9 protein-coding genes are annotated in these 8,955 nt (G+C 68.9%); 3 read left to right on the forward strand and 6 right to left on the reverse strand.

The window, feature by feature from the left end:
* Genes LMI96_RS14730 through LMI96_RS14740 form a run of 3 tightly spaced genes read left to right on the forward strand, consistent with a single transcriptional unit; the run spans position 1 to position 3,268 of the window.
* Positions 1-882 carry a branched-chain amino acid ABC transporter permease gene (locus LMI96_RS14730; protein ID WP_223723201.1) on the forward strand — a complete coding sequence of 294 codons (882 nt, stop codon included), beginning with the start codon at positions 1-3 and terminating at the stop codon, positions 880-882.
* Positions 882-2,012 (forward strand): branched-chain amino acid ABC transporter permease, encoded by a 1,131-nt coding sequence (locus LMI96_RS14735; protein WP_228362014.1) that lies wholly within the window; start codon positions 882-884, stop codon positions 2,010-2,012. The genes LMI96_RS14730 and LMI96_RS14735 overlap by 1 nt, the downstream gene beginning before the upstream one ends.
* A complete protein-coding gene (locus LMI96_RS14740) occupies positions 2,009-3,268 on the forward strand; it encodes an ABC transporter substrate-binding protein (RefSeq protein ID WP_228362015.1) in 1,260 nt (419 codons plus the stop codon). The genes LMI96_RS14735 and LMI96_RS14740 overlap by 4 nt, the downstream gene beginning before the upstream one ends.
* Before the next feature lie 196 nt (positions 3,269-3,464).
* Here LMI96_RS14740 and LMI96_RS14745 read toward each other — a convergent pair whose 3' ends face one another.
* The 6 genes from LMI96_RS14745 to LMI96_RS14770 all read right to left on the reverse strand — a co-directional run bounded on the left by LMI96_RS14745 (position 3,465) and on the right by LMI96_RS14770 (position 8,774).
* A complete protein-coding gene (locus tag LMI96_RS14745; protein ID WP_223723198.1) occupies positions 3,465-4,115 on the reverse strand; it encodes a GntR family transcriptional regulator in 651 nt (216 codons plus the stop codon).
* 169 nt (positions 4,116-4,284) lie between these two features.
* A complete protein-coding gene (gene folE / locus LMI96_RS14750; protein WP_223723197.1) occupies positions 4,285-4,869 on the reverse strand; it encodes a GTP cyclohydrolase I in 585 nt (194 codons plus the stop codon).
* Positions 4,866-5,462: a PadR family transcriptional regulator gene (locus LMI96_RS14755; protein ID WP_223723196.1), complete on the reverse strand. Its 597-nt coding sequence runs from the start codon at positions 5,460-5,462 to the stop codon at positions 4,866-4,868. The genes folE and LMI96_RS14755 overlap by 4 nt, the downstream gene beginning before the upstream one ends.
* Positions 5,463-5,534: 72 nt before the next feature.
* Positions 5,535-6,938, reverse strand: coding sequence for an aminomethyl transferase family protein (locus LMI96_RS14760; protein WP_228362016.1), 1,404 nt, complete (start codon positions 6,936-6,938; stop codon positions 5,535-5,537).
* A gap of 50 nt (positions 6,939-6,988) precedes the next feature.
* On the reverse strand, positions 6,989-7,864 hold the full coding sequence (gene purU, locus LMI96_RS14765) for a formyltetrahydrofolate deformylase (protein WP_228362017.1): 876 nt from the start codon (positions 7,862-7,864) through the stop codon (positions 6,989-6,991).
* A gap of 34 nt (positions 7,865-7,898) precedes the next feature.
* Complete coding sequence (locus LMI96_RS14770) at positions 7,899-8,774, reverse strand: methylenetetrahydrofolate reductase (protein WP_374197932.1); 876 nt, start codon at positions 8,772-8,774, stop codon at positions 7,899-7,901.
* Between the last annotated feature and the right edge of the window lie 181 nt (positions 8,775-8,955).

Below are 8,955 nucleotides of genomic sequence, written 5' to 3' on the forward strand. Positions count from 1 at the left end.
ATGGGCACCTTCATCCAACTCGTCGTCGACGGACTCTCGATCGGCTCGGTGTACGCGGCGCTTGCGCTCGCGATCGTGCTGGTCAACCAGGCGACGGGCCTCATCAACTTCGCGCAGGGCGGGATGGCGGTGCTCTCGGCCTATGTGGCCTGGTGGTTCACCGGCCTCGGCGTGCCGCTGATCCTCGCGATCCTGCTGTCGATCCTGTTCTCCTTCGCCATGGGCGCCTTCATCGAGCGCTACGTCATGCGGCGATTCGAACGAGGCGATCCCGACACGGCGGTCGTCGTGACGATCGGTCTGCTGACACTCATCACCGGCATCTGCGGCTGGTTGTGGAGCTACAACAACCAGCAGTTCGCGTCGCTGTTCCCGCTCGACACGATCTCGATCCTCGGCGCGTCGGTCAGCATCCGCTCGATCGGCACGACCCTCGTCATCGTCGCGATGATGATCCTGCTGCAGGGGCTCTTCCTCGGCACGAAACTGGGGCTCGCGCTGCGCGCGGTCGCCGTGAATCCCGAGTCCGCCTCGTTCTCGGGCCTGCCCGTCGGGCGCCTCCTGATGGTCGGATGGGGCCTGGCCGCCGTGCTCGGCGCGGTCGCCGGCGCCCTCATCGCCCCGCAGCTCACCCTCACCCCCGGAATGATGGACAACGCGCTCGTCTACGCGCTCGCCGCCGTGATCCTCGGCGGACTGTCGAGCCCGATCGGCGTCGTGATCGCGGCGTGGATGATCGGCGTGCTCGAGAACCTCGCCGCCGTGTACGTGCCGTTCATCGGCTACGACCTCAAGGTCGCCGTGCCGTTCGTGCTGATCTTCGTCGTGCTCATCGTCAGACCCCAGGGCCTGTTCGGCCGGAAAGCCGTGGTGCGCGTCTGATGTCTCGAGCTACCGAGTTCTTCGGCCGACGCCCGGTGCGCATCGCGGTCGCGCTCGCCGTCGTCATCCTGCTGGTCGTGCTGCCGCTCGTCCTGCCCGAGTTCGCCAACCAGACCGTCGCCCGGGTCGGCGTCTTCGCCGTCGCGGTGCTGGGGCTGAACGTCGTGATGGGCTACACCGGCCAGGTCTCACTCGGCCAGATCTTCTTCGTCGGCTTCGGCGCGTACATCACGGCCTACGGCGTGGAGAACGACTGGAACATCGTCGTCGTCTTCGCCGCCAGCATCCTGCTGCCCGGCATCGTGGGCCTTCTGATCGCGCTCGCGGCAGCGCGGCTCGGCGGACTCGCGATCGCGATGGTCACGATCGCGCTGCCGATCGTGGGCGTGCCGCTCGCCAAGCGGCTCTCGGACTTCACCGGCGGATCGCAGGGCATCTCGGCCCGGTTCGCGTCGGCGCCGGAGTGGACCGGACTCTACGACGACCAGTGGCAGCTGTACCTCGTGATCGCCATCGGCGGGATCGTGTTCCTTCTCACCCGCAACCTCGTGCGCGGCAAGTACGGTCGGGCGTTCGCGATCGTGAAGGAGAACGAGGCCGTCGCCTCATCGATGGGGATCTCGCCCTACCGCTATAAGGTCATGGCCTTCACGGTCGCGTCGCTGATCGGCGGAGTGAGCGGGTTCCTCTACATGGTGGTCGTGCAGTACACCTCGCCCGAGACGATGAGCTTCGGGCACTCCATCCAGTTGCTCGCCGCGATGGTGATCGGCGGAGCGGGCAGCATCATCGGGTCGCTCCTCGGCGGAGCGTTCTACGTGCTCGCACCGCAGCTGACGAACGCGCTCGACGCGAACCTCACCGCAGTCCTGCAGGGGGCGCTGCTGCTGCTCGTGCTCTTCCTGCTCCCGGGCGGACTCGCCTCGCTCCCCGCGCGGCTGCGCCGGTGGGGGCGAAAGCCCCGGCGTGGCGGCGGGTCCGGCGGCCCGGGGTCCGGCGGCCCTGCATCCGGGGGCCCGGCATCCGGGGCTCGCTCATCCGGCACTCCTTCTTCCGGTACTCCGCAGGGTGGCGCGCCCGTGCCGCCCGCCGCGGAGACGACCCACACAGAGAGGCAAGATCAGGCATGAACATCAGCACCACACGCAGAAAGGTCCTCGGCATCGTCGCCGTCGGATCCGTGCTCGCGTTGACGCTCGCCGGCTGTTCCCGCGGCGGCGGCGGAGACGCGAGCGACGGCGGCAGTGCGGCGAGCCCCGGCATCACCGACACCAGCATTTCGCTCGGCATCACGACTCCGCTCAGCGGCGCCACCGCCGGCCCCGGCACGTGCACGGTCGCCGGAATCTCGGCGTACTTCGGCGCGAAGAACGCCGAGGGTGGCGTCGAGTTCGGTGACGGCAAGACCCGCACGGTCGACATCCAGGCGCTCGACGACGCCTACGACCCGCAGAAGGCGAAGGCCAACTACGACCAGCTCAAAGACAGTGTCTTCGCGATGACGGCGGGCCTCGGCACGCCGACGAACCGCGCCTACCGCGAGGCCGCCATCGCCGACGAGGTGCCGCAGGTGCTCGTGATGACCGGCGACCCGATCTTCAGCGACACCGAACAGAGCCCGTGGCAGCTCGGCTTCGTGCCGATCTACCAGAACGAGGGGCAGGCCTTCGGCGAGCTGCTGGCCGCATCCGGCGAAGACCACAAAGTGGCCGTGCTCTACCAGAACGACGACTACGGCGAGGGATACCTCGAGGGCTTCACGAACGCCGTCGAGGGTGCCGACAACATCGAGATCGTGAAGGAGCTCACCTATGAGGCGACCGACACGGCCGTCGACGCGCAGCTCACCGAGCTCGCGAACTCGGGCGCCGACGTCTTCTTCAACGCGATGTCGATCACGCCGCTCGTGATCTCGTCGCTGCAGAAGGCGCAACAGCTCAACTGGACGCCGAGCTGGTTCCTGCCCTCGAACACCTCGAGCCCGACGGCGATCCTCCAGCCGGGCGGGGCCGACGCCTTCCCCGGCGTCTACTCGGTGTCGTTTTCGAAGGCGCCGGCGAGCCCCGCGTTCGCGGACGACGAGGACGTGCAGGGCTTCCTGACGAACCTCAAGGAGTACGGCGACTACCCCGACATGCCCGCGTTCCCGCACTGCATGTGGAGCTACATGGTCGGCGCGACGCTCGAGAAGGCGTTCGGGGAGATGACCGAACCGACGCGCGAGAACTTCATGGAGGCGCTCCGCGGGATCACCGACTTCCAGGCGCCGCTCATGCTCGACGGCACGGCGGTCGACACGACGGTCGACGGCCAGCCCGCCGTCTCGTCGGTGGTGGTGCAGAAGTACAACGGCAAGGGCTACGACACGGTCGAGGACTTCGGCTGATCGCCCGCTGACCCGCATCCGAACGGCGGCCCGGCCTCATGCGCCGGGCCGCCGTTCCGTGCCGCCGCCGGTGTTCCGACCGCGAGACGGGATCTGGGCGCCGAGACCGTGGGGTAACCCCTCCGTCTCGGCGCGAAGATCCCGTCTCGCGGGTTTCTGCGGGGCGGGCGGATGCGGGGCGGGCGGATGCGGGGGGTCAGTCGAGAGTGCGGAGCACCTCGACGATGCCCGCCAGGTGTGCGCGCGTCGCGGCGTCGGCCGCATCCGGATCCCGGGCGATCACGGCGTCGATGATCGCGATGTGCTCGGGCGCGGACTGCGCGGCACGGCCCGGGTGGAACGCGAGCCGGAACTGGTGCCGCGCGGACTGGGCGCGCAGCCGCTCGAGAAGCTGGGTGGCGGTCGCGTGGCCGCTGAGGTCCCGCATCCGCCGGTCCATCTCCTGGTTCAGGCGCGAGTACTCGACGAGGTTGCCCCCCGCGACGGCCGACTCGATGTCGGCGCGCAGGATGCGGAGACCGGCGATGTCGTCGTCGTCGGCGTTCTCCGCGGCCTTGCGCGCGCAGAGCGACTCCAGCCCCATCCGCACCTCGACGATCTCGACGGCTTCGTCGACGCTGATCGCGCGCACACGGGCGCCGCGATTGGGGAGGCGCTCCACCAGCCCCTCGCTCGCCAGCGTCAGCAGCGCCGTCCGCACCGCCGCCCGGGTCGCCTGGAACCGTGCACTCAGATCGGCTTCGATCAGACGCTGATGCGGCGCGAACTCGCCGCCGAGGATCGCGTCGCGGATCGTCGCCGCCAGATCCGGGCGGCCATCGGTCTCGGCGACAGGCGTGAGCGTCATCGTCTTCCCCACCTCCGCGCAGAGGGTCCGCCGCGGATCGTCTGCACTATTGTCGCCGATCCGGACGCCAATCCGCAGCACCCGCGCGCGGGCACCTGCGGAGTGGGCGGCGGATGCAAGCGCAAGCGCTCCGCGCCCGAGCGTACCCGGCAGCCCACCGGTCGGGCCGTCAGTGCGGCGCGGGGTCCCGCACGGCGAGGCGCCAGGTCGCGTCGGGAATCGAGCCGACCGTGGCGACCGTGACGGCGCGCGCGGCCGCCGCGCGGGGTTCGAGGTGCGCGACGCAACCGTGGGTCGCCTCGATGCGCACGGCCACCCCGTGCGGTTGCAGGACCGCCATCAACGCATCCGCGATCTGCTGGCCCAGACGCTCCTGCAGTTGCGGGCGCCGCGCGGCGAGGTCGACGAGCGTGGCGATGCGGCTGAGCCCCGCGATGTGCCGGCTCGGTGCGTAGTAGACGTCGACCGTGCCGTCGAACGGCAGCAGGTGGTGCTCGCACACCGAGCGGAACGGGATGCCGGTCATGCCGACGAGTTCGCCGGGATGCTCGTTCTCGGTGAGGGCGACGGGTGCGCCGAGGGCGGATGCGGGGTCCACCCCGAGCCCGGAGAACAGATCGAGCATGAGGTCGGCGACGCGTTCGGGGGTGCGCAGCAGCCCCAGCCGATCGGCGTCCTCGCCGACGGCGAGCAGCAGCTCACGGACGGCGGCGACCGCGCGGGCGCGATCGGTTCCGGTGGTGGCGATGGTCACGGGGAGTCCTCCGGCCCTTCCAGTCGCGCGATGAGATCGAGGCCGCTCCGGGCCCACTGGATCTCGCCCCGCGCGCGCTCGACGAGACCTTCGTACGCGTACCGCTTGTAGGCGATCGTGCGCTCGCGGTCCTCCTCGGCGGTGGCGGCGAGGCGTCGCAGCAACATGGGGTTGTCGACGGCGTCGATGCGGCGGAGTTCGCCCTCCCACTGCTCGAGTTCGCCCTCCCACTGCGCGACGTGGGCGCGGAGGAAGGCGCGCGCCTGCGCGGGCGTCGCCGTCTCGAGGTAGGCGGCGCGCAGGTGAGCGGGATCGCGCACCCGTTGGTACTCGGGCGGCGACGCCATCCAATCGAGGAACGCCTGATCGCCCGCGGGGGTGATGTGGTACATCCGGCGGGTGCCGCGCTCCCCGCGCTGCTCCTCCTCGCCCTGCACGAGTCCTTCGCGCTCCATCTTGCGCAGCTCGGGGTAGATCTGGGAGTCGGGGGCGTGCCACACGTGTCCGACGGAGACGGCGAACTGCTTCTGCAGGTCGTAGCCGGACTGCGGCCCGACCCGCACCAGGGCGAGCAGTGCGTATCGCAGACTCATGGGTTCCTCTCGGCGGTGCCGCGGGTAAGACGGAGGGGCCCGGGAGCGTCGTCCCGGACCCCTCGGTACGGTTCAGTCGGTGTAGCCGGTTCGCCATCCGCCCTGGTAGGTCTGGCGGGCGACGGTCGAGTACGGCACGGGGCTGACGATCGCTCGCACCTCGGTCTGCTCGTGCTCTTCGACCGATGCCTTGGACGTGCCGCCGTTCGGCTCACCCCAGACGACCTTGAGCTCGGTGCCCTCGGGCACGTCGGGGTCGACGACGCCGAGCGAGAGGCCGCGCTTCTCGTTCGCGCTGTAGCCGGTGAACATCGAGAAGCCGACGACCGTGCCGTCCGCATCCACGACCGAGTCGTAGTTCGCCGAACCGTAGTTCGCCAGCGGCAGGTCGAAGAACTTGTAGGTGGGCCCGTCGACGTTCAGGAGCGAGCCCCAGACCTTCGCCAGATCTTCGGCGTTCCAGGCGAGCGTGACCTTCTTGCGCTGGCTGGCCGGGTCGATCTTCTCGAGGGCGTCGCGGCCGATGAAGTCGTGGTCGAACTTCACGAACGAGCCGTAGCCGAGCTCCCAGGGGGTCAGGTAGTAGTCCTCGATGTCGTCCGACACGAACGAGCCGGCGAGGGTGCCGGTGGCCTCGTAGCTGTCGGTGCCGAGCCATTCGCGGTACGCCCGTTCGCCCTCGCCCGTGTAGATCGCGGGCAGCGGCGAGGGGATCCAGCCGGATTCGAGCGTGTTCGACGGGTAGGCGCGCGAGCCCACGGCGACGAGGCCGAACTCGGCGCCCGCGTCGACGATCGCGTCGCGGATGATGTCGTGGTCGGCGTACGGTCCCCAGACCTCGAGCCCGGGGGCACCCGCCATGCCGTGACGGAGGGTGCGCACCTGCTTGCCGGCGATGATCATCGTCGACATGTTGAAGAAGCCGAGCTTCTCCAGCGGGCCGCCGTTGAGCTTCTCGATGACCGACCAGGCGTTCGGGCCCTGGATCTGGAATCGGTAGTACTGACGCGTGACGGGGTGCCCGTACGGTCGCGAGGGGGACCGACGGTCGACCGAGATGTCGAGGTTCTGGTACCCGCCGGTCTCGCCGTGGAAGAGCAGCCAGTTCGACGCGGGGGCGCGGCCGACGTACACGTACTCGTCCTCGGCCTCGCGGAACAGGATGCCGTCACCGATCACGTGGCCCGACGACGTCGTCGGCACGTACTGCTTGGCCTTGTTGACGGCGAAGTTCGCGACCGAGTTGATGGCGGTGTCGCTGATGAGCCGGATGGCGTCCGAGCCCTTCAGGAACACGTTGTCCATGTGGTGCGACTGGTCGTACAGCACGGCGGTCTTCCGCCACGCCTGCTGCTCTTTGATCCAGTTCTGGAAGTCGGCCGGCACGACCGGGTAGATGTACGAACCGATCTGCGAGTTGCGCAGCATCTCGACCGGGTTGGTGCCGTCGATGAGTTCCTGAAGATTGTCGGCCACGGATGAACCTCTCTGTTCTGTCGGTGGGCGTCTCGGGTGAGGCGTCCGGGTCAGGTGAAGACGATGGTCTGGTTGCCGTGCCGGATGACACGGTCTTCGGCGTGCCACTGCACCGCGCGCGACAGCACCGCGCGTTCGACGTAGGCACCGCGGGACTGCAGGTCGGCGGCGCTCATCGAGTGGTCGACGCGGGCGACGTCCTGCTCGATGATCGGGCCCTCGTCGAGGTCTTTCGTGACGTAGTGCGAGGTCGCGCCGATGAGCTTGACGCCGCGTTCCTTGGCCTTCTTGTAGGGGCCGGCGCCGATGAAGGCGGGCAGGAACGAGTGGTGGATGTTGATGACCGGCACGCCGACGTTCCCGAGGAAGTCGTCGGAAAGGATCTGCATGTACCGGGCGAGCACGACGAAATCGACGTTGCCGGCGAGGAGCTTCACGATCTCCGCTTCGGCGGCCGACTTGTCGGGGCCTTGCGAGGGGATGTGGAAGAACGGGATGCCGAACGACCGCACGTCTTCCGCGGTGTTGGTGTGGTTGGAGATGACCATCGGGATGGTGACGTTCAGCTCGCCACGGCGGTGCCGCCACAGCAGGTCGAGCAGGCAGTGATCTGACGTCGAGGCGAGGATCGCCATCCGTTTCGGCACGGACTGGTCGGTGAGCTGCCACTGCATCCCGTACGGCTCGAGAGTCGTGGCGAGATCCGCTTCGAGGTCGGGCATCGCCGCCGCCAGGTCGGGGCGATGGAAGACGACCCGCTGGAAGAACGCGCCGCCCTCCGGGTTGTCGGAGTACTGGTCGAGGGTGACGATGTTCGCCTTGTTGCGCGTGATGAGCGAGGTCACTGCCGCGACGATCCCGGGCTTGTCCGGGCCGTGCACGATCAGGCAGGCGTGGTCGCGGAGGGCATCGGTGTGCAGTGTCATCAGGGTGTCTCCTCGGGCCGCGGTCGGCGGGGTCTCAGGCGCGGGCGGCGACGTAGTCCCGCGCCCACTGTGAGGTCGCGAGCAGTCCGCCGAATGTGTAGAAATGCAGTTTGACACTTCCCGAGGCGGGGTCCTGCGCGAGCAGCGCGGCGAGGTCGGTGACGAATTGATCGGGTCCGGCGGTGCCCATGAGGTTCGTGAGCGAGAAGCCGTACTTCTTCACGATCATCGCGTTCGCGCCGACGCCGAAGCGGCGGGCGAAGCCGATGAGGCGCTTGATGCCCGCGGGACCGGGGGTGCCGATGCGGATCTCGGTGTCGATGCCGCGGTCGCGGACGCTCTTCACCCAGGCCGTGACCGGGTCGGTGTCGAAGGCGAACTGCGTGAGGATGACCGCATCCAGTCCGCGCTCCTTCAGCGCCGCCGACTTGTCTTCGAGGTGACGCCACAGCACGTCGCTGGGGATGTCGGGGTGGCCTTCGGGGTACCCCGCGATGGAGACCTCCTTCACGCCGAAGCGCTCCAGGATGCCGGAGCGGATGACCGAGAGCGAGTCGGGGTACGGGCCCTCGGGCTCGGCCGGGTCGCCGCCGACGGCGAAGACGTGGTCGCTCGCGCCGACCTCCTGCAGGCGGCCGAGGAACTCTTCGAGCTGGCCCTCGGAGGAGAGTCGCCGAGCGGAGACGTGGGGGACCGGGATGAACCCCATCTCCTTCACGGCCTTGGCCGCCGCGATCCGCATGTCGAGGTCTTCGTTGCCGAGGAACGTGACGTTGATCTTGGTTCCGGCGGGGATCGCGTGCCGGGCCTCTTCGAGTCCGGGGATGTCTTTGCCGGTCATCTCCAGCGAGAAGTCATCGACGAGTCGGAGGGATGCGGCGTCATTCGACGCGGGGGAGTTCTGGGCCACTGATCGAGGTCCTTTCCGCTCTCAGGGGGACGCATCATCGCGCCTCTGAAATGGACAGTACCTATGTCGATAGGTATTGGCAAGAGGTATTCCGCTGAACGGAACCCGGGGCTCCTCCTCACCCGCGAAACAGCAGTGGGGGGGGGGGGGGGGGGGGGGGGGGGGGGGGGGGGGGGGGCGG

It is taken from the genome of Microbacterium sp. cx-59, assembly GCF_020805625.1.
Lineage (GTDB): Bacteria > Actinomycetota > Actinomycetes > Actinomycetales > Microbacteriaceae > Microbacterium.

Coding starts and splice junctions, on each gene's coding strand:
- LMI96_RS14730 (WP_223723201.1), top strand. CDS start 1: ATGGGCACCTTCATCCAACTCGTCGTCGACGGACTCTCGATCGGCTCG.
- LMI96_RS14735 (WP_228362014.1), top strand. CDS start 882: ATGTCTCGAGCTACCGAGTTCTTCGGCCGACGCCCGGTGCGCATCGCG.
- LMI96_RS14740 (WP_228362015.1), top strand. CDS start 2,009: ATGAACATCAGCACCACACGCAGAAAGGTCCTCGGCATCGTCGCCGTC.
- LMI96_RS14745 (WP_223723198.1), bottom strand. CDS start 4,115: ATGACGCTCACGCCTGTCGCCGAGACCGATGGCCGCCCGGATCTGGCG.
- LMI96_RS14755 (WP_223723196.1), bottom strand. CDS start 5,462: ATGAGTCTGCGATACGCACTGCTCGCCCTGGTGCGGGTCGGGCCGCAG.
- purU (WP_228362017.1), bottom strand. CDS start 7,864: ATGACACTGCACACCGATGCCCTCCGCGACCACGCCTGCCTGATCGTG.